At 45.9% G+C, this 21,324-nt stretch carries 17 protein-coding genes; 14 read left to right on the top strand and 3 right to left on the bottom strand.

Features of this window, described 5'->3' with window-relative positions:
• The first annotated feature begins 135 nt into the window (after nucleotides 1–135).
• The 8 genes from ACX93W_RS06145 to ACX93W_RS06110 all read left to right on the top strand — a co-directional run bounded on the left by ACX93W_RS06145 (nucleotide 136) and on the right by ACX93W_RS06110 (nucleotide 8,651).
• Nucleotides 136–2,331: an ATP-dependent nuclease gene (locus tag ACX93W_RS06145; protein WP_459391419.1), complete on the top strand. Its 2,196-nt coding sequence runs from the start codon at nucleotides 136–138 to the stop codon at nucleotides 2,329–2,331.
• Nucleotides 2,316–4,199, top strand: a complete 1,884-nt coding sequence (locus tag ACX93W_RS06140) for a UvrD-helicase domain-containing protein (RefSeq protein WP_459391418.1) — start codon at nucleotides 2,316–2,318, stop codon at nucleotides 4,197–4,199. The genes ACX93W_RS06145 and ACX93W_RS06140 overlap by 16 nt, the downstream gene beginning before the upstream one ends.
• Before the next feature lie 517 nt (nucleotides 4,200–4,716).
• A complete protein-coding gene (locus ACX93W_RS06135) occupies nucleotides 4,717–4,860 on the top strand; it encodes a hypothetical protein (RefSeq protein WP_459391417.1) in 144 nt (47 codons plus the stop codon).
• A 129-nt stretch (nucleotides 4,861–4,989) separates the two neighbouring features.
• Nucleotides 4,990–5,757, top strand: coding sequence for an NUDIX domain-containing protein (locus tag ACX93W_RS06130; RefSeq protein ID WP_459391416.1), 768 nt, complete (start codon nucleotides 4,990–4,992; stop codon nucleotides 5,755–5,757).
• Between the two features lie 149 nt (nucleotides 5,758–5,906).
• Nucleotides 5,907–6,467, top strand: coding sequence for a cysteine hydrolase family protein (locus ACX93W_RS06125; protein WP_459391415.1), 561 nt, complete (start codon nucleotides 5,907–5,909; stop codon nucleotides 6,465–6,467).
• The gene (locus ACX93W_RS06120) at nucleotides 6,457–7,902 is read left to right on the top strand and encodes a nicotinate phosphoribosyltransferase (protein ID WP_459391414.1); all 1,446 of its coding nucleotides are present in this window, start codon (nucleotides 6,457–6,459) and stop codon (nucleotides 7,900–7,902) included. The genes ACX93W_RS06125 and ACX93W_RS06120 overlap by 11 nt, the downstream gene beginning before the upstream one ends.
• A gap of 87 nt (nucleotides 7,903–7,989) precedes the next feature.
• Nucleotides 7,990–8,331 (top strand): hypothetical protein, encoded by a 342-nt coding sequence (locus ACX93W_RS06115; protein WP_459391413.1) that lies wholly within the window; start codon nucleotides 7,990–7,992, stop codon nucleotides 8,329–8,331.
• A 65-nt stretch (nucleotides 8,332–8,396) separates the two neighbouring features.
• Nucleotides 8,397–8,651, top strand: coding sequence for a DUF3892 domain-containing protein (locus ACX93W_RS06110; protein WP_459391412.1), 255 nt, complete (start codon nucleotides 8,397–8,399; stop codon nucleotides 8,649–8,651).
• 74 nt (nucleotides 8,652–8,725) lie between these two features.
• On the opposite strand, the gene ACX93W_RS06105 is transcribed toward ACX93W_RS06110, so the two are convergent.
• Entirely contained in the window at nucleotides 8,726–9,454 is a 729-nt protein-coding gene (locus tag ACX93W_RS06105; protein ID WP_459391411.1) for an MBL fold metallo-hydrolase, read from the bottom strand.
• Between the two features lie 263 nt (nucleotides 9,455–9,717).
• Here ACX93W_RS06105 and ACX93W_RS06100 point away from each other — a divergent pair, with 263 nt between their 5' ends.
• Together ACX93W_RS06100 and ACX93W_RS06095 are read left to right on the top strand one after the other, a co-directional pair.
• The gene (locus ACX93W_RS06100; protein WP_459391410.1) at nucleotides 9,718–10,287 is read left to right on the top strand and encodes a stalk domain-containing protein; all 570 of its coding nucleotides are present in this window, start codon (nucleotides 9,718–9,720) and stop codon (nucleotides 10,285–10,287) included.
• A gap of 291 nt (nucleotides 10,288–10,578) precedes the next feature.
• Entirely contained in the window at nucleotides 10,579–10,887 is a 309-nt protein-coding gene (locus ACX93W_RS06095; RefSeq protein WP_459391409.1) for a DUF1292 domain-containing protein, read from the top strand.
• A gap of 124 nt (nucleotides 10,888–11,011) precedes the next feature.
• Here ACX93W_RS06095 and ACX93W_RS06090 read toward each other — a convergent pair whose 3' ends face one another.
• Nucleotides 11,012–12,481 carry an aminotransferase class I/II-fold pyridoxal phosphate-dependent enzyme gene (locus tag ACX93W_RS06090; protein WP_459391408.1) on the bottom strand — a complete coding sequence of 490 codons (1,470 nt, stop codon included), beginning with the start codon at nucleotides 12,479–12,481 and terminating at the stop codon, nucleotides 11,012–11,014.
• A gap of 124 nt (nucleotides 12,482–12,605) precedes the next feature.
• On the opposite strand from ACX93W_RS06090, the gene ACX93W_RS06085 reads away from it, so the two are divergent.
• The 4 genes from ACX93W_RS06085 (at nucleotide 12,606) to ACX93W_RS06070 (ending at nucleotide 19,980) form a co-directional block, all read left to right on the top strand.
• Entirely contained in the window at nucleotides 12,606–13,784 is a 1,179-nt protein-coding gene (locus ACX93W_RS06085; RefSeq protein ID WP_459391407.1) for an MFS transporter, read from the top strand.
• A gap of 232 nt (nucleotides 13,785–14,016) precedes the next feature.
• The gene (locus ACX93W_RS06080) at nucleotides 14,017–17,010 is read left to right on the top strand and encodes an efflux RND transporter permease subunit (protein ID WP_459391406.1); all 2,994 of its coding nucleotides are present in this window, start codon (nucleotides 14,017–14,019) and stop codon (nucleotides 17,008–17,010) included.
• Between the two features lie 355 nt (nucleotides 17,011–17,365).
• Nucleotides 17,366–19,138 (top strand): proline--tRNA ligase, encoded by a 1,773-nt coding sequence (locus ACX93W_RS06075; RefSeq protein WP_459391405.1) that lies wholly within the window; start codon nucleotides 17,366–17,368, stop codon nucleotides 19,136–19,138.
• Nucleotides 19,139–19,383: 245 nt separating this feature from the next.
• Nucleotides 19,384–19,980, top strand: a complete 597-nt coding sequence (locus tag ACX93W_RS06070) for a hypothetical protein (RefSeq protein WP_459391404.1) — start codon at nucleotides 19,384–19,386, stop codon at nucleotides 19,978–19,980.
• A 223-nt stretch (nucleotides 19,981–20,203) separates the two neighbouring features.
• On the opposite strand, the gene rarD is transcribed toward ACX93W_RS06070, so the two are convergent.
• The gene (gene rarD, locus ACX93W_RS06065) at nucleotides 20,204–21,088 is read right to left on the bottom strand and encodes an EamA family transporter RarD (protein WP_459391403.1); all 885 of its coding nucleotides are present in this window, start codon (nucleotides 21,086–21,088) and stop codon (nucleotides 20,204–20,206) included.
• Between the last annotated feature and the right edge of the window lie 236 nt (nucleotides 21,089–21,324).

Genomic DNA, 21,324 nt, shown 5'->3' with positions numbered 1-21,324 from the left:
TTAAAATAACCGAACACAGGGAATGAATTCGGTTGCAAAAGAGTATCTGATTTATCTCAATACAAAGTAATAATATATAAATAAAAGTGAACCTCTTCCTATAGTAGAATAATAATCTGAATGGGAGTTGACTATATGAAAATTGTTAAAATTAAAGTTGAAAACTACAGGTTACTTAAGACCTTTGAACTCGATCTTGAGAAAGATTTATCTGTTGTGATTGGTAAAAATAACAGTGGTAAAACATCCCTTCTCTCAATTTTAGAAAAGTTTATTGGTAAGCGTTCATCTTCAAATTCGTTCACCTACGATGATTTCAATATTGATTTTCAGAAACATATACAGCATATAATTACTACGAGTTTAGATTCTAACTCATATGCTAATTTGGGGATATCGTTAACAATTATTATTTCATATGATGAAACTGATAATTTAGCGAATATAAGTAAGCTTATGATGGACTTGAATCCATGTAATAATTACATAGTTTTGAAATATGAATACACTATCCCCCTCGAATCGTTAAAAAAAATAAGAACTGATTACTTAGATTTCACTAGGGAAAAAGAACAAGCAGGCAAGCCTGTGAAAAGTATAAATGAATATTTGAAGGATACTCATAACAGATATTTCATTATTGGAAAGAAAGCTTTGGGATATGATCCTGACAATTCTAAAGTGATAGAAAATGAACACGTTGATTTATTAAAAGAGAATCACATTTTAGACAAAGTTATTAACTTTAAACTAATTAGTGCGAAAAGAAATGTAACGAACAATGATTCGGATAGAACATTGTCTGCCCTGTCCTCAAAATATTATGAAAAGAAAGAAGATAAAGAAAATGAGGCTCTTGAAATCCAGAATTTCAAGGAAGTACTTAGCTCAACTGACTTACATTTAAATAAAATCTATGATGGTCTTTTTGTCAATGTCATTGATAAGGTTAAAAAGTTCGGAGGTATTAGTAAAGGTGATTCTATTATTAAAATCGCCTCTACGTTACAGCACAGAGAACTACTGAAGGGTAACACGACAGTAATGTACCATCACGATATGGATCATTCTTTACCTGAAAATTATAACGGTCTCGGGTATTTAAATTTAATAACAATGATATTTGAAATTGAGATTTTACTAAGTGAATTTAGGAAGGAGTCTAATATTCACGAGTCCCCAGCAGATATTAATTTGCTCTTTATTGAAGAACCGGAAGCGCATACGCACCCTCAGATGCAATATGTATTTATAAAGAATATAAAAGAAATTCTGAATCAAGCGAGTCAAGGTATTGGAGGAGAAAAATTTAATTTACAAACTTTGATTACAACGCATTCATCTCATATAACATCAGAATGCGATTTTAATGATATCAAGTATTTTTGTAGAACTGACAGAAATGAGGTTTGCTCAAAAAATTTAAAGGATCTTGAAAAGGAATATGAAAATGATAGACAAGCATTTAAATTTTTAAAACAATACCTGACACTGAACAGAGCTGAATTATTTTTTGTAGATAAAGCAATTTTCATTGAAGGAGATACTGAAAGAATACTTTTACCTGCCTTTATGAAAAAAATAGACCAGGAGTTCCCGGAGAATCCATTGCTTTCACAAAATATTTCTATAGTTGAAGTTGGGGCTTATTCACATATCTTCGAAAAATTCATCAATTTTATTTCAATAAAAGCTTTAATTATTACAGATATAGATTCGGCTAAGATTACGTTAAAAAAAGACATCACGGGAAAAGTGAGCAAAGAATTAAAAAAGTGTAAAGTGCAAGGGAAAGGCGATTTGATAACAACTAATTCGTCATTAAATTTTTTCTTTGCAACATCTTTTGAGTTTTTTAAGAAATCGAATTCAGATGTCGCTTCTGCAAAAGAACCTGAATTAGTTTCTATGGATATAGGAAATACATTAGATTTTTTAAAGAGTTTAGATTTACGCGGGAAATCACTCATTAAGGACTCAAAAATAAAAAAATGGGTTCAAAAAGATGATGGTAACTTGCTGGTTATCTTTCAAACTCCAGAGAAAAATTCTTCGAAGAAGACTTATCATGCGAGAAGTTTTGAAGACGCATTTATTCACTTAAATCAAAAATTCATTACAGAGAATGAAGATCAATTTAAAAGTCTCAAAAATAGAAAATACTTTAAACTGAAATCTGATCCATATTTTTTAGCAGAAAATTGTATTGATAAAAAACCCAATTTTGCTATGGATGTATTACTTAATAGTAGGAGCGAAAACGGTATCGATTTTTGTAATTGGATGATTCCAGCTTATATAAAGGAAGGATTGCTATGGCTGAAAAATTAGAAAAAGAAGTTGAGCAGGTATTAGAGTGTATAGAAAGAAAGCAAAACTTTTTACTGAGTGGTGGAGCCGGATCGGGAAAGACTTATTCTTTAGTTCAAGTTATTAAAAAGGCTATTTCAAAAAATCCATTGGCTAAAATAGCCTGTATAACGTACACAAATGCAGCAGTAAAAGAAATCGAGGAAAGAGTGAGTCATCAAAATTTACGTGTTTCAACCATTCATGATTTTTTGTGGGACAATATTAAGAACTATCAAAAGGATTTAAAATTGGGACTTATTAATCTCATAAATTCTGAAGACACTAAAATAATTAAAGACGGGAAAGTAGAAATAACATATTTTAATGATTTAAAGGATGGAATACAGTATAAAGAGTACACTCGAATTCAAGAAGGAATAATCTCTCATGATGAGGTCTTAGAGTTAGCGAACCATATGTACAGAATGCACCCTGTATTATGTGATATTTTGAAAGACTCGTTCCAATTTATTTTCATCGATGAATATCAGGATACTAGTCCCGTAGTCATGGAAATATTTCTTGAACATCTAAAAAAAAGTAAGAAGTCAAGTATTGTTGGTTTCTTTGGAGATTCAATGCAATCAATTTATGATGGCGGTATTGGTGATATAATCGAATACATTAATTCTTGTCAAGTTATTGAAATTCAGAAAAAACAAAATAGAAGAAACCCAAGGTTAGTTATAGAACTTGCCAATAAGTTGAGATTGGATAGCTTAATTCAGGAACCATCATTGGATGTTACAGCTCCAAATATGTTTCAAGGGAAAATTAAGGAAGGAAATATAAAATTTCTGTATTCTTCTAATGTTACTATTGAACAGGTAAAGGAAACTACTTTTTTTCAGGACTGGAACTTTAGTGATTCAAGTCAGACTAAGGAGCTATATCTTACTCACAATCTCATAGCAGCTGAGGCGGGATTCTCTAGGCTCATGGAGATATACGATAAAGATCCAATAATAAAGTTCAAAAATGCTGTTAGAAGTAAGATTAAAGATGAAAACCTAACGATTGATGAAGACAAAACTTTTGATCAAATTGTTGATTACGTTGCTCTGATAGATAAAAGACAAAAAAAATTAAAGAAAGATATTTTACTCGAAGATCCCCAAAATCGTATTTTATACAGTCGCTTGAAAGACAAACCTTACAGTGTCGTTAAGGGAATATACCTAGACAAAGATTCGCTTATTGATGATAAGAAACAAGTCGATTCTGACGAGAATAAAAAGGGTTCTAAAAGAGACCCATTAATGAAACATTTATTTAAAATTCAGCATATTATTGATCTTTATAACACAGGAAAATACAATGAATTTATTAGGAGAACTGAGTTTCCAGTTACGACAATCAAAAGAAAAAAAGAATTGCATGAAATTATCAAAAGTTTCAGGGATATTCAAAGTGAAAAAATTGAAGATATTATTGATTTGGCTGATTCCAGTGGTCTATGCCGTAAGGATGACAAGTACTATAATTTCATCCAAGATAATGAATATGTTTTTAGCAGAGTAAAGGACATTAGTTATGCTGAATTTCAAAAGTTATTTTACTATTTGGAAGGATTCACTCCTTTTTCTACACAACACAAGATAAAAGGTGCGGAGTTTGAAAACGTACTTGTGATCTTGGATAATGGGAAGTGGAATAGCTTTAATTTCGATTACTTATTTACTGAGCGAATAGAAAAAGAATCCGTTTACAATAGAACCAAGAAAATTTTTTACGTTTGCTGTACGAGGGCTAGGAACAACTTAGTTGTCTTTTATCAAAACCCAAATGATACTGTCATAAATCAAGCGAAAAATTGGTTTGGTAATGAGAATGTACATATGATTTGAATTATTGATGAGCCCAATTAAGTTGCTTCTCTAAACTTTGTTTTCTAAAAGTGAGTTATTATATGTAATCTTTTTTGGTCAAAAATATGGTCAAGAATTAAAGTTTTCTTATGCCTTAGAGTTCTTAAATATAAGAACATGTAAAAGCTAGAACCATTGATATGACTAGCATTGCGCCAATCCCACCTTAGCGTACAGAATCCTAGTTCACATCTTGACAGGGTGGGGGTCAGTGGTTCGAGCCCACTACAGATCATTCCTGAGAAGCCTTGTGTAGCAAGGCTTCTTTTGTTTTTTATTACTTTAAAAAGACCTGCAAAAAGGAATTTGGGGACAATTTGGGGACGATAGTCATTTTACATAACTGAAACTTACTGAAAAGCGGTAATGATTTCTAATGAGATAGTCGTCGCTATGGTATAATGGTTGCACAAAACAGGGTGCCGAACAATGAAAAAGGTGGCGCTTTATTCACGGAGCAGTGCATGGATTAGATGCTAAACCCGGGAGGTAAATTGTGAAAATAATCAGCTATATGATTGTTGGCATAATGATTGCATACTTCTCATTATATTTGGGTGAAAATGGGCTGGTCTTGCTTGGGGGAGCGGCTTTTGGGCTCCTTTTGTATATCGCAACAACGGTTTCAAAAAAGAAATAGACGCCCTAATCCTGTATAATGAATGAAATCGGGTCATTTAGTGATTGACAATATTTTATTATATGTCATAATGATAATATCAAATAGACATTTTAAATCGGCCAGATATTATTAAAGGAGTTGACCGTCTTGATCGAAAATCAAACCACGTATTCTCCCAGCAATTATCGGACGCCGGATGGGGCTCCAAGCGATATTGTCATCTTTACGATTGAAACAAAAGAAAAGGCAGCCGGAAAAAAAGCGCTGCCGGACCGCGAACTTCAAGTCATGCTCATTCAGCGGAAGCGTTGGCCGTTTGCCGGGGCATGGGCGCTGCCGGGAGGCTTCTGCGGCGAAAATGAAAGTATGTATGATTGCGCCAAGCGGGAGCTGCAGGAGGAAACCGGCGTTGACCGGATTCACATGGAATATTTCGGCGTATACAGCACGCCAGGCAGGGATCCCAGGGGTTGGATGATCTCTCATGCTTTTTTTGCTCTCGTTAACGAAAAGCTGCTTGCGGGAAGATCGGCAAGCGATGATGCGGCGGATGTCAGACTTTTTCCATATCATGAAGCGTTGAAAATGGAGCTGGCATTTGATCATCGCGAAATTTTGAGCGACGCCTTCCATAAAGTTCAGCAAAAAATGCTGACTACCACAATTGCTAAAGAGTTTCTTCCTGAAGAATTTACGATCAGCGAGCTGTACCAGGTCATTCAGACCGTAGTGCCGGAATTTCAGGAACGAAATTTTATTCGCAAGATCACATCGACGCAAAGCCGTAAGGGCATAATTGAAGAGGTATTGGATCATAAAGGAGAAAAGAAGCTCTCCAACCGATATTCACAGCGAGCAGCCCAACTGTATCGGTTTACGGAGCATATGCCTCCGTTGTTGTCCATCTATACCTGAGCTGAGCCGTGCATGAGCAGCAGCGGTCGACCAACGCCGCCTGCTGCCAAAGCCATCTACAAAGGATGAGCGGTTTAGCCCGCTTTTTTTGAAACTCTGATAATGTCCCATTAATAATATTAAAATAACTTTATAATGGAGGGGTTAAAATGAAAGCTTTGATCGTAATCGATTATACCGTTGATTTTGTGGTTGGAAAATTGCCTTGCGGCGAACCGGCGGTTGCTATTGAGGAGCGAATTTGCCAATTGACGCAGCAGTTTGTCGAGGCGGGCGACGAGGTTGTTATGGCGGTTGACCTGCACGAAGAGGGTGATCCGTATCATCCCGAAACGGCTTTGTTTCCGCCTCACAATATTAGAGGCACCGAGGGCAGACAGCTTTACGGAAGACTGGATGATGTCTATAAGCAAAACAAGGATGCCATTCATTGGATGGACAAAACACGGTATAGCGCGTTATGCGGCACTGACCTTGAGCTGAGATTGCGCGCCAGAGGGATCAAGGAGCTGCATCTGGTTGGTGTTTGCACGGACATTTGCGTGCTTCATACAGCAGTTGATGCCTACAATAAAGGCTTTGACATCAAGGTGCATGAAGACGCGGTAGCCAGCTTCAATCCAGCCGGGCATGACTGGGCATTAGGACATTTCCGAGGTTCGCTTGGGGCGGAAGTATTGAAGAACGGGGGGACTGCGGATGAGCTATAACAATCTTACTCTTCACACCGACAAATATCAGATCAATATGATGTATGCCCATTGGAAGCAAGGCACGATGCATCGACGCGTTGTGTTCGATATGTATTTTCGCAAGCTGCCCTTCGGCAATGGATTTGCTGTTTTCGCCGGCCTGGAGCGGGTAGTACGCTATATTGAGAGCCTTTCGTTCGGAGAAGAGGAGCTGCGTTTTTTGGCGGAGCAGGAAGAGAATTACGAACCGGCATTTTTGGAGGAGCTTCGGAATTTCCGGTTTCGGGGTCATTTGCATTCCGTAAGGGAAGGTGCAATTGTATTTCCCAACGAACCTTTGATCAGAGTGGAAGGTACGATTTTTGAGGCGCAATTGATTGAAACGGCGATTCTTAACTTCGTTAACTACCAGACGCTGATCGCAACAAAAGCAGCCCGGATCAAAGGCGTTGCGCCAGAGGATACGCTTATGGAATTTGGCACCCGGCGAGCCCAGGAAGCCGATGCTGCGATATGGGGAGCGCGGGCAGCCTATATTTCGGGCTTCCATGCGACGTCGAACATGAGAGCGGGCATGCTGTTCGGCATCCCGGTCAAGGGAACCCATGCCCATGCCTGGGTCCAATTCCACAGCAGCGAGGATGAGGCGTTTAAGCGTTATGCGGACAGTCTGCCGGATGGCGTTACCTTGCTTGTTGATACCTATGATACGCTCAAAAGCGGTGTGCCGGGTGCTATCGCGGTTGCCAAAGAGCTTGAGAGCAGGGGCAAAAGAATGCGCGGTATCCGCCTGGACAGCGGAGACTTGGCCTATCTCTCCAAGAAGGCCCGGGCCATGCTTGACAAGGCAGGGCTGGATTATGTTCAAATCGTGGCATCCAATGATCTGGATGAAAATATTATGTTTAACCTCAAGGCGCAAGGTGCTGCGATTGATTCCTGGGGGGTTGGAACACAGCTTATAACGGCAGCGGATAATCCTGCGCTGGGCGGCGTCTACAAGCTGACTGCCAAGGAGGAAGAGGGCGAGTGGCATCCCGTTATCAAAATATCCGGAAACCCAGAGAAAGTAACTGTTCCCGGGGTCAAAAACGTTTTTCGGATTGTGGACCGGGCCTCCGGCAAGGCCGAAGCTGATTACATTGCGTTAATCCATGAGAGTGACGTAACGAAGGGAGAAGCGATCAAGCTGTTTGATCCCAAACATCCCTACCTTCATAAATTCGCAACGAATTATGATGCGATTCCTATGCTGGAGCCGGTGTTCCAAGATGGAGAGCTAGTTGCCCGGCTGCCTGATCTAGAGGAAATAAGGCGATACCATAGAGATCAGCTGGCCCTGTTTTGGCCTGAATATTTGCGCAAGCTGAACCCGGAAAAATACCCCGTTGATCTCAGCGTCAAAGTGTGGGAGCTGCAGAAGGAATTGATTCGGCGTTTTCTTCCTCATTGATGCTATACACTTGCCTATTCGCCCATACCATCCCGGCTGGAATGAATAGACTGCTATCATACCATGAGGATGGGCGGGGAATGGGGGATGTCGAGGAAACAGGAGCGCGAAGAAACCCAGAACGAGTTAACCTCCGATGATTTAGCATTGCTGGCTGCGGTTTTGGTCGTTATCGCTGATGCGGTTGCCTTGTGGGCCGTGGTTGCAGCTCGAAATGAAAAAAGCAATGGCGATGATACGACCAGCGGCATTATTAGCCCACTAGCCGCGGTCATTAGCCAATTTACTGGTTTTCCGGCCAAGTGCAGGAGTAAGAAGCTGAGGTCTGCGCTAAAATCTTCCCATATGAAAAAGCGCAAGAGAAAGCGGACCGGAAGGTACCCGAAAAAAAAAGGGGCAATAAAAAGCAACAGGGAAAATGCGGAATAAGGAGTCCAACGCCGTGGCATAGTATATTCGTATGCCGAATATGTTTTCCACGGGAGGATGACCAATTGGACAACGGTAATCAAGGCGTCGGGAATACGCGTGAAACCTTTGTGGCCGTCCAGAAAAACGGCGATGGAGACTTGATTTCTTTTAAGACAGATAGCGGACGAGTGTTGGATTATCCAACGGCTCTGCAAGAGGTGCAGAACGGGCTTATTGCTGGCGTTAACGTGTTTAAAGGCAGAGATGGCGATCTGTACATCCGCGGCGACGCCGATGGCGATCCAACGAACAACTTGGACCAGCTTCCTATGTTCTAATGGAGCATTGGAGCATAAGAAAAAACGCTTGAGACCGGGAAGGTCATCAAGCGTTTTTTTGTAGATTGTTCTGGCTAAAAGTCATAGGTCAAACGCTGTTCCACAAAAGTCATTTTCCCCGTTTTGCCGCGGTAATCCTCCATGGCATCGCCATAATGCATTAGCCAAAGATTCTCCTGAATCTCCGGAGGCAAAGTCAGCAGCTCGTCCAAGCAAGCATGTACAGCGCCAGGAGCTTCCAATTGGCAGTCATGCATAATACTTTCGGCACGCCCTTCCGCAAGCAAGGAAGCCAGCAGACCGGCGTCAAAACGCATGTCCGCCGTAAAGAACAAACGTTGGTTAAACAGGAATGAAAAGCTGTCTTTGCCCGGTATATGCCGGGTTTTGATTAATTCAACCGTCAGGCCTGGAATAATGGTGTAGCTGACGCCTTCCTTCAGGGGACGAACATCAAAAAAATCGTCCAAACTGCCAAGCGGACCTTGCGTCAACCCTCCGCGCAGCGTATTTTCCCAAAGCGGCGCGACCAGTCGTTCTTCTATATAGAGAACAGGCTTGCGGTTATACTTAAACATCATTTGGAATGCCAGCTCTTCCAGCCCTCCGACATGATCGCCATGAATATGGCTGATCAGAACAGCGTCCAGCTCATCGAAGCTGCGTCCCATTTCATATAGGGCTTTGGGAAGCGTAATGCCGCAATCAACGAGAAGCGTATGGCCTTCCGTTTGGATTAATGCATTGTTATTATCGTATTTTTTGGCAAAAGCGCTGCCGGTTCCCACCATGGTTACTCTCATGGAGACCTTCCCTTCAACAAGTTCTTACCTCCACTGTATCAAAAGTAAGGGAGCCTTGACAATCTGCTCTCTGCAAATTGTTGGAATCAGGCAATAGGAAATGAAACGGATTATTTCCCAGGCAAGCGCAGCTTTCAACAACATTTGACAAATTCGGTTTTTTCTGATTTAGCTCAAAAAAAGTTTGGCGAGACTCGCAACTTTACGGCAAAGCATGAGTATAAACTTACATCCAGAACAGGCGGATGGAGGTTAGAGCAGCAATGAAGTTCAGAAAAGTTGCGATTTGGTTGATGCTGCTGTCGCTATGGGGCGGGAGCATGATATTTGCCAATACCGCTTCCCAGAAGGTGCGGGTCATCGTAAACGGCGCAGAATCCGACGAAGGCGGGGTGTTGATTGAAGGGAGATCCTATTTGCCGCTTCGGCAAATGGCGGTAACACTTGGCGCTATGCTGGATTGGGACAACTCGGCCAAAAAGGCTGTTTTGAGCAAACCCAATGTGCACATGTTCATGTACAATGGCAATTCTCCGTTTGGCATGGTCGACAGAGGTTACCAGGGCAAGATTAAAGTGTTTGCCCAAATTGACAACGTCACAACCGATATCAGCGCGGTGAAAATTACGATGACGGACCCTTCCGGCAAGGAGCGATTGATTGAAAGCAAAACGATAGATAAACAAAGCGATAATTTCTGGTTTGTGACTCAGGAGTTTGATTACAAATTCGACGCAACCGGCAAATACACCGTTAAATTTCATATGAAGCAATCCAGCACGGACGAATGGTTCGTAGTTTCCGAAAAGCTCATTACTTCGATTCCGAAGTAATGAATGTCAGCCCCCAATTCCACCAAAACAGTGGATGGGGGCTTTTGATTTAGATAATGTATTGCTGCTTGTCCGGCCAGTCCTTTTTATCGAGCACGTAATGGTTATAATCATCGGCATCAATTTCGATTTTATCTTGATACCTAAAACCACATTTTTGTATGACTCTATCGCCACTTCTATTTTAATTATTTTTTCCTGCTGGAAAAACGCAGCATTTATTTGACCCGTTGCAACTTGTCATGGTACGATGGGCAGGTATGATTAATTAACTGAAATGGGGTAACAATCATGAGCGAGCATCAGCACGGGGAAGATTGCGGCTGCGGACATGATCATGAGCATGAAGAGCATGTTTTTATCGTTTCCAACGATGAGGGCGAAGAACGCGAAATGGTCATGGTGTATACATTTGAATCCGAAAATAATGCATACGCCGTATTGCTGGACCGTAATAATCCAGAAGAAGACGGCGTAATTTTCCGCATTGAGGAAGAAAACGACGAAGCTTTCCTGGTAGGCATTGAGGATGATGCCGAGTGGGAACGCGTAACGGCAATCTATGAAGAAATCGCTAAAACCGAAAACGGCGAAGCGTAAAAGACCGATCCTTCAGGGATGGGTATAAGAAAAAGGCACCCCGATGCGGCTTGATCGCCGCGGGATGCCTTTTTTATGTAAATGACCGGTTGTTGATGACCGGCCTGGTTTGTGAAGTAACGGCTTAGAAAATAGCCGTTTCCTCCACAATAACCTTTACATTTTGAATGCTGCGGTCTTCGGGGCCTTTGACAGGCAAGCCGACTTCCACGTGATCAACAATGTAGTCGATATTTTTCTGCGAGATGACTTCGCCCGGCAAAAGGATCGGAATGCCCGGCGGGTAGACGTAAATAAATTCTGCAATGATCCGGCCGGCGGATTCTTTGAACGGAACCACTTCCGTTTCGGCGTAAAACGCATCGCGCGGCGTTAGCGACAATTGAGGGATATCCGGGATTTTGACAACCAGCTCGCGCGCTTCGGCGCCTTCGTGGAATGCTTCCGATAATCCTTTTAGCGCTTCGATCAGCTTGGCGAGTGATTCCTCGTTGTCGCCCGGCGTTACCAAGCACAGGATGTTGTACATATCGCTAAGCTCGATTTCCAGGTTGTAATGCTCGCGCAGCCAGTTTTCGGTTTCGTAGCCCGTAATGCCGAGATGGCGCACATGAATCGTTACTTTAGTCGGGTCATAATCAAAGGTAGCTTCCCCGCCCAGAATTTCCTCGCCGAAACAGTACAAGCCTTCGATAGTATTGATCTGCTCGCGGGCGCTGTTCGCAAGGGAGATAGCCTTTTCTGCAATGTCATGGCCATTGAGCGCCAGGTTGCGTCTCGACGTATCCAGCGAAGACAACAGAATATAGGAAGTCGAAGTTGTCGTCAGCATGCTGATGATCGTTTGCACGCGATGCGGATTAATCCGGCCTTTACGGACGTTTAACACCGAACTTTGCGTCATGGAGCCGCCAAGCTTGTGAACGCTGGTAGCCGCTATATCCGCTCCGGCCTGCATAGCCGACATCGGAAGCTTTTCATGGAAGTGGATCAAGACGCCATGCGCCTCGTCGACCAAAACCGGAATATCGTAGCTGTGCACAAGCTCAACAATTTCTTTAAGATTAGCGCAGATGCCAAAATAAGTCGGATTGATGACCAATACGGCCTTAGCATCGGGATGGCGCTCCAAAGCCCGGCGAACGGACCGAGTGGTAATGCCGTGGTCAATCCCCAGATTGCTGTCCCGGGCAGGCGAAATAAAGACAGGCCTTGCGCCTGCAAAAATAATTGCCGACATTATGGATTTATGCACGTTGCGGGGAACGATGATTTTGTCGCCTGGCGAGCAGACGGTCAGAATCATTGTCATGATGGCTCCGCTTGTGCCTTGGACGGAAAAGTAAGTATAATCGGAACCAAAGGCATCGGCGGCCAGCGCTTGCGCTTCCGCAATTACTGCTGTTGGCTGGTGCAGATCATCCAGAGGCGCTATATTGATCAAATCGATCGACAATGCGTTGTCGCCGATAAATGCTCGGAATTCGGAATCGCTGCCCAGTCCTTTTTTGTGACCGGGAATGTGAAACTGAACGGGATTATTCTCCGCATGATTGCGAAGCGCTGTAAAAAGCGGAGTTTTATTATGGTCCATTGTAGTAATCCCTGCCTTTCATTCTTGAGATGTACAAACAAAGTTGAGTATAACAAAAACAAGAGGGAATGCAAGATTATTTTGTTGTAAATGTGATAGGATATATGGACAGGGGGATTGTGACATGAGAGATAAACGTCTATTGATTGTAATGGCGATATTGATGATTACCTTTATCGGGTTTGGCATTATCATACCGGTCATGCCTGAAATTATTCTGGCCGCGGACAAAGAAGGGGCGGAATTGCATACCGGGCGGATGCTTGCGCTATATTCAGCAATTTCCTTCCTGTTGTCTCCGATTTGGGGGAACTGGTCGGATCGCATCGGCCGCAGAAAGATTATATTAATTGGACTTTTGGGTTTTTCCGCCAGCTTTTTGCTGTTTGGCTTGTCGTCTGGCAATCTGTTGCTTATGTATCTGTCCCGGGCGCTCGGCGGACTGTTTTCAGGCGCTGTAGCCTCCGTAATCGTGGCTTACGTGGCAGATATCACACCGCCGGAAGAGCGAACCAAAGGAATGGGACTTGTGGGCATGTCCATTGGCCTCGGCTTTACCTTCGGTCCTGCTGTTGGAGGTTTTCTGAGCGTTGTATCGCTGGAGACGCCGTTTTTTGCTGCGTCAGCGCTGGCATTTATTACGTTTCTGCTGGCAGCCGCCAAGTTGGGTGAATCGTTGCCTCCAGAGAAGCGCAAAAGCAGCCAGACCAAAGCCGTATCCAGGTGGACTGCATTTCGCGGACCGCTCAAATATTTATACATATTGGCCTTTTTCGTCACCTTTACCTTGGCGGGATTGGAGGCGACCTTGCAGTTTTTTGGCATCCAGCGCTTTGGCGTGACTCCGCTGCAGGTCGGGCTGCTGTTTTTTGTATGCGGCTTTGTTGGCGCTCTTGTACAGGGTGGCGTGGTGCGCCGCCGAATCCGCAAAGGCCAGGAGCCGCAATATATTATCGCGGGGCTGATTATTTCGGCAATCGGATTTTTCCTGCTCCTGTTTGCGCATTCTCTGTGGTGGGCAATTATGTCGCTTGCCATTTTCGGAATCGGAAATGCCTTGATTCGCCCTTGCGTAACGTCGCTGATTACTCAGAAAACGACGGTAGGCCAAGGCGTTGCTTCCGGGTTAAGTTCATCGATGGACAGCCTGGGCCGTATCGCCGGACCGATGATGGGTTCGCTGCTCTTTACGGTAGAGCTGGGCTTGCCTTATGTGGCAGGCGGCATTCTCTGTCTTGCCGCATTAAGCCTCGTATTCCGTTTCCTCTATCTGGACAAGTCTTCATTGCCGTCACCTAGTTAAACTTTGAACAATCAAATCTCTTTACCCGCTACGCTTGCATCAGAATGATGCAGGCGTTTTTTGTGTTCGTATTATTCCAATTGCTGTTATTAGACCAAAGACGGAGAAAGCTTCCTTCCAAGGGCGGTTCGGAAATCCGGTCTCTGGACGTTTTTGCGGCAGTACCACTCCCGGTATGATGGATGGCAGAGGTGAATATAACCGTTATTTGGGAGAGGGAGAAGAAAAAAGAATGAGTAAACTGACGGAGTGGTCGTTCCGAAACAAAGCAGCGATTGGCCTTTTGGTAGTCATGTCGCTAGTATTTGGATTTTTAAGCTATTTGAAATTGCCGATGGAATTTTTGCCCGCCGCGGACAATCCCCAGGTAATGATTACTGCAATCGGAGCGGGAAGCAGCGCCAAATCGATGGAAGAAAACGTAACCGCACCGCTGGAGAATGCCGTACAGTTTATCGGCGGAAAAACGTCCATGTATTCCACAACAGGCGATGGCTATACGCAAATCAGCCTGAATTTTGATTCCAAAAAAAATATGAAAGAGGCTAAAACGGAAGTGGAATCTGCGGTGGCAGGCGTTTCGCTTCCTTCCAATGTGATGAAGCCGTTTGTAGTACAGCTTAATACATCCATGATCCCGATTGCCTGGATTACGTTATCGTTCCCGGATGGTATGAACCAGCATGAACGTGCGCTGCATATCGCCGAGGTTGAAACCGAGCTGAAGAAGCTGGACGGGGTGGGACAAATCTCGGTTTCCGGACGAAGCAATCCGATTGTTCAGGTGGAGCCAAAGCTTGAGGAGCTGACAAAAGCGGGAATGCCGCCCGGCATCCTGATGGGCGCCTTGCAAGGACGGTCCGTCAACTCATCGCTGGGCGAACAGACAATTGGCGGTCAGACCGCCAATGTCAATGTGTTTGCGGAAATCGATTCTCTGCAAGGTTTGAAGTCGCTATCCGTCGCTCCCGGCGTTACTCTGGGAGAGATTGCCGACGTAGGGCTGGCACAGCAGCAGGAAAGCGTCAGCCGCATGAACGGCCAAGACGCGGTCATGATGACCATTACGAAGACGGCCGATGCCAATGCGGTGACTGTAGGCCGTCTTATCTCCGATAAAGTAGAAGCTTTGAACGACAATGCATTGGGTATAGAGGCAAAAATGCCGCTAAGCACTGCGGAATCGGTCGTAACCTCCGTGGAAAGCATGCTGCGCGAAGTATTGCTTGGCGCTTTGTTCGCAACAATCGTTATCCTGATTTTTATGCGAAATTTCAAAGCAACGATCGTTACGATTGTTTCGATCCCATTGTCGCTTGGCATTACACTGTATTTGCTGGATTTGTCCGGCGTTTCGCTCAACATTATTACTCTAGGCGGGGTAGCGGTGGCTGTTGGACGATTGGTGGATGACAGCATCGTTGTGATCGAAAACATTTATCGGAGGCTGCAAAAGGAAGCTTTTTGTATCGAGCTGGTTACATCGGCAACCAGAGAAGTAGCGTCGGCGATAACGTCCTCCACGATCGTTACCGTTGCCGTCTTTTTGCCGATGGGACTGCTTCGGGGATCGCTGCAGGCGTTTCTGCTGCCGTTTGCGCTTACGGTAACCTATTCGCTTTTGTCCTCTCTGGTCGTTGCTTTAACGGTTGTACCGCTGCTTAGCGCTGTTTTGCTCAAGGGAACAAAAGAAAAGGAACATGGCGGCTCACCGCGGTTCGCATCGTTTCTGGCGTGGAATTTGCGCCATAAATGGATAGCGCTGACTGTAGCATCCGCTTTGCTGGTAGGCTCCGTTGGCTTGTACCTCAATATGCCTAAGGGCGCTCTTGATTCCTCCAGCGCTGAAAACATCAGCGTGTCCCTGGAATACCCAAGCGATACGCCTCGGCCAGAGCTGCTTGAAGCCAGCAAAAAGATGGAGCAGGAGATGATGGGGAGCGGGGATACGGACTGGGTCATGATGTGGCTTGGAAACAGCAGCGAAAATGCTCAATACGGTTCCGTCTCATCGCCAACCTTGATTACGTATATTGCAGATTTGAGAACCGGTGTGGATGCCGAAGTTTATATGGAGGAGCTGCTTTCGAAAAAAGGAGATTATCCCGGGGCGGAGCTTCAGGTGAACGCAACGGATCTCATGATGGGCGGAGGTTCGTCGGAAATTTTTATCGATATTATGGGCGATGATCTTCAATTGCTGGAGGAAACGGCTGGAAATCTGAAAGCCGCGATAGCGCCGGCCTCCGGCGTGCTGAAGGTGGAGAGCAACCAGGAAGAGCGGAAGACGGTCTATACTTTCCGCCTGAAACCGGATCAAGCCAAAGGCGAGGAAGTTGCCCTGCAGCTTTACGGTGCCCTAAATCCCGTTCCGCTCGGCAGCATCAAGCTGGACGGCGAATCCACGGCGGTTATGCTTGCGCCGGCGGCGAGCGCCGACTCCGAGCAATCCCTAGCTGCTTTGACGGTTCTTACGGAAAACGGGCCGGAACCCATTACAGCGATTGCCGAGCTGGTACGAAGCCAGGAGCCAAGCCTGTATTACCATAAAGAAGGAAAACCTTACCTGAGAGTGACGGCAAGCGCGGATCCCAAGCTTTTGTCACAAGCTGGAAATGGCATCGATAAAGCGATTGAAAAGTTAAGTGTGCCGGAAGGCGTTACTTTAGCGGTTGGAGGCGCTTCGGCTGAACAAAGCGGAGATTTCGCCGACTTGGGCATGACCGCCTTAATATCGATCGGACTGGTTTATCTGATCATGGTTTTGACCTTCAAGACGCTCAGGGCGCCGCTGGCTATTATGATTTCGCTGCCGCTCGCCGCGATCGGGGCGGTCACGGCGCTTATCGTATCCGGCGTCACGCCAGATTTTACAGCTATGTTCGGCGCATTGATGCTGATTGGAATCGTTGTGACAAACGCGATCGTATTGATCGATCGCGTCAAGCAAAATGAGGAAACCATGACAATCCGTGCTGCGTTGATTGAAGCGGCGGCAACCCGGATGCGGCCGATCTTGATGACGGCTTTGGCGACCATAAGCGCCATGCTTCCGCTGGTGTTTGGTTCGCACGAAAGCGGCAGTATTGTATCGCAAAGCTTAGCCGTTGTCGTAATCGGAGGTTTGGTAGCCGCCACGCTGCTTACGCTTGTTATCGTTCCTTGCGTGTATGAATTGCTTTATTTCCGCAAATCCTTCAAGCAACGCAAGGCAGACCATGCTTGACAAAATGAATCTTCCTGACTAGAATGATAAAAACCATAATATCCCAAAGGCTATCATCAAGGACATAGCAATGGAATGCGCTGAATACAGAGAGAATGCCGCCGCTGAAAGGCATTTATCAGATGCGCCGTAGCTCCCGCCTTGCCAGCCGCAGCGACTCCCCATGGAGCAAGCGCTGACGGAATGAAAACATTCCGTTATAACAATGAAGCGTACAGAAACCGCCACAGGTATGTTTTTGTACGGCAACAGGGTGGTACCACGAGCATATTCGTCCCTGGCGAATATGCTCTTTTTGTGTTTGGGCTGTTTTAAACGAGCCTTCAATCATTATGGACGCAGGGAGTGTGAAGAGATGATTCATTATCAAAGCAAACAGTTATTGCCTACCCTCCGTGAAACGCCTGCAGAAGCTGAGGCGCTCAGTCATCGTCTGCTTCTGCGCGGGGGACTGATTCGCCAGCTTGCCTCCGGTGTATATACCTATATGCCGCTTGGGCGAAGAGTGCTGCGCAAGCTCGAGAACATCATTAGAGAAGAATTGGATGCCGCCGGTGCCCAAGAGGTGTCCATGCCCGTGATGCAGCCGTCCGATCTTTGGCGGCAAAGCGGACGCTATGATGATTACGGCCCGGAGCTGATGAGGGTTAAGGACAGGAGCAATCGGGAATTTGCGCTGGGCCCGACCCATGAAGAGGTGGTAACGGCGCTAGTACACGGAGATGTGGATTCGTACAAGCAATTGCCACTGACGCTTTACCAGATCGGCACCAAGTTTCGCGATGAAAAGCGCCCGCGTTTTGGTCTTCTGAGGGGGCGCGAATTTGTTATGATGGACGCGTACTCTTTTAGTGAAGATATGAAGGGGCTGGATGTCTGCTATGAAGCCATGTTCCAGGCGTATAAGGCGATTCTCACCAGAGTTGGCCTGAATTATCTGGCAGTCGAAGCCGACGGAGGCGCAATCGGAGATGCCGGCGGAACGCACGAGTTTATGGCGCTTGCGGATATCGGCGAAGATACGGTCGTTACCTGTTCCCGCTGCAATTACGGCGCCAATCTGGAGAAAGCTTCGGGCAGGCTGCCGGGCAAGGATTCTTCAAACGCCCCTTTGATTGAAGCAGTTAGCAAAAACGAAGCGACAAATACGACAAGCGAAGTCAACGGAATCGCCGATTCCCGTCAACGCCTTCATACGCCCGGAGCCTCCACTATAGCGGAATTGTGCGCGCTGCTTGGCATCGGACCACATGAAATCATCAAAACGCTGATTTATGAAGCGGATGGCAAGCCGATAGCGGTTCTTGTCCGTGGCGATCACGAGGTTAACGAAACAAAGCTTCAGCATGCTGTCGGAGCTGCGAAAATAGAGTTGGCGTCCACCGATGTTACAGAAGCGGCAACGGAAGCAGACAAAGGGTTTGCGGGGCCAATCGGACTGAACATTCCTATTTATGCCGATGAAGCCGTAATGGCGATGGCAACCGCCGTAGTCGGGGGCCGGGAGCGGGATTGGCATCTTGGCGGAGTTAGGCCAGGCGTTGATTTTCATCCATTATCGGTCGCGGATCTCCGCAACGTCCAGGAAGGAGAGGTTTGTCCAACATGCAGCCAGGGGAAACTGGTCTTTCGCCGGGGCATCGAAGTGGGGCATGTCTTTAAGCTAGGCGTCAAATACAGCCTTCCGCTGGGAGCGGCGTTCACTGACCGCAAAGGGCGGCAAGCGCATTATGTGATGGGTTGTTACGGTATTGGCGTATCGCGCCTGATGGCTGCTTTGGTCGAGCAGCATGGCAGCGAAACCGGCATCGCCTGGCCGCAGCAGGTCGCGCCTTACGATGTTCATATTGTCGTGATTGCGCCAGCTGACGGCAAGCAATGGGAACTGGCAGATAAATTGGCGTCGGCGTTAAGCTCTAGAAGCCTTGAGGTGCTGGTGGACGACCGGAACGAGCGGCCTGGCGTAAAATTAAAAGATGCGGATTTGATCGGCATACCTGCAAGGCTGATCGTAGGCCGCGGGGCTGCGCATGGCACAATTGAATGGAAGAGCAATGGGGAGAGCCGAGAACTTCCATGGGAGCAAGCGGCTGAAGAGATTTTGTTGCGGAGCGGGAATGGCTGCTAATCCTTTTATTATATAAGTAGAAGGAATGCGAATCAGTCGTGCAAACTCAATCGTGAGAAAAGCTAACCGATAAAATGGGGGTGGGGAGACCACTATCCTCATCCCTTGTCCTTTCTTTGCATTTATAGTCAGGCTGCCAATAAAATTAGTCAATAAACCAAGTTGCCAGAACATAAGATGAAGTATAAGATAAAGGTAAGAACAAATTATCTGAACATTCCGTTAATTTCCGGGGAGGGATTGCCGTGAATAAGAACTACGAGGTCGAATATTGCAATTTGGAGTTGCGGTTCGAACGCCGGCAAATCCAGAATCTGATCCGCGAGCTCATCCAGGAAGGTTACTCTTTATACTGGAGCGAAACCGAAGGGCAATTTCTGGTTTCGATTCGTACCGGACGAAAGCTGGTAAAGCTGCAATTCCAGCGTCTCGGCAGCCGGTACCGTATAGTGGGAGACTATGTGATTAAGGATGAGAAGCTATCGGAGCTGCTTGAAAAGCTGATCAACGACTCACGCGGACATGCAGTTGTCAAACGAATCAAGGATCGTCAAATCGTTATTGAAAGCATTATGTTCGGCGAAATTATTCGACTTGTGGAGGTGTCTGGCATGGAGCATCGCATTATTTACCAGAAAAAGCCGTTTGTCACTATAGAGGAAATGATCAAGGCTTTTCAATCGAAACGTGCGGAGGAAAGAGCTTTGGTGCTGAGGTACGAGTTGGACTACGAGCTGTCCGTTTTGCACGAAGCTTTGGAATCCGGTGACGGGGAAGCGGTTGCAGCTTCCAAGGATAAGCTCCGCGGCTTACGCAGCGAGATGCTTCAATTGGAGCTTTAAGACGTGGGGGTACTCGCTTTAAAATGGTATTGCTAACATGAGCTTTAATGAGAACAGGCTGCTTGCAGCGTATGGCATGGAGGTTGCAAAGGATGATGACGGCGTTTTCTGCCCGCAATGTAAAAAACGGTTCTTAGTCATCCGTCAGGATGAGATAAGAACCGTTTTTTTGTTCGTCGGCTCGGCCTGAAAGAAACCTGCCAACTCTGCATCCAACTTCCCGTTAAACGTGTGCCTTCGCCGCACGCAGCGAGAAGCGGTAAGACGATATCGTATAAACGAGAAGCGCGCACCAGATAAAGCCGAAACTAATGAAACGGGCGGTATCGAAGCTTTCCTTGTAAATCACAACACCGATCACGAGCGTAATGGTTGGGGCAATATATTGAACGATGCCGATGGTGGAGAGAGGCAAGGTTTTTGCCGCTTGCGCGAACCAATATAAAGGCATCACCGTAGCCGCTCCAGCCAGAAGAAGCAAAATCCAGCCGCCTGTGCCCAGCGTATCCGTTCCGGAAATTCCAGCCCCCTGCAAATAAAGCAGATACCCGGCAGCAACAGGGGTAACAAACGCTGTTTCCCAGGCCAAGCCCACGGTGGAATCCAGCCCGGCCTTTTTCTTCAGTAATCCGTAAAGGGCAAAGGAACCCGCCAGCACCAGCGAAATCCAAGGCAGCCGGCCATGCTCTACCGTAACGATGACAACGCCCGTCAGGGCAAGGCCAATCGCAACCCATTGTCCGGCATGCAGTCTTTCCCTGAGGAAAAGCACGCCAAGCAACACGTTTAGCAGGGGATTCATATAGTAGCCAAGGCTGCTTTCCACCATATGTCCGTTATTAACGGCCCAAATGAAAACAAGCCAGTTGCAGCTGATGAGCAGCGAGGAGGCAATAACCAGGTATACAGCTTTCTTATTCCGCAGCGCCGTTCGAAAAGCCCGGATTTTTCTGGACGCGACCAACAGCACCGCAACAAAAACCGCCGACCAGAGTACCCGGTGTCCTAATATTTCCCATGCAGGCACATGGTCAAGCGCCTTCCAGTAAAGGGGCAAAAACCCCCATGCCAAATAGGCGAGCAGTGCATATCCAAGTCCTTTTGACATTCCAGCATCCTCCATTGCGCATAAGCCAGTCTGTTCAGCGGGAAAGCTGAGCCGGCAATTCACTCATTATAGCAAGCGGCGTCCGGAGCGGCCAAACAAAAAAAGGGAAAATGCCGGGCTTTGTCCCGAAAGATCGGGTTCATAAGTAAAACTGAGGCTTGACTTCAATAAATTTGATGGCTTCAAAATGACATTTTTCGAGGCAGACGGTTTTCATATCGGCATAAAAAGAGTAG

The organism is Paenibacillus sp. CAU 1782 (genome assembly GCF_054551715.1).
The sequence above is the reverse complement of the archived record's forward strand: the minus strand, read 5'-3'. Positions and strand labels throughout refer to the sequence as shown.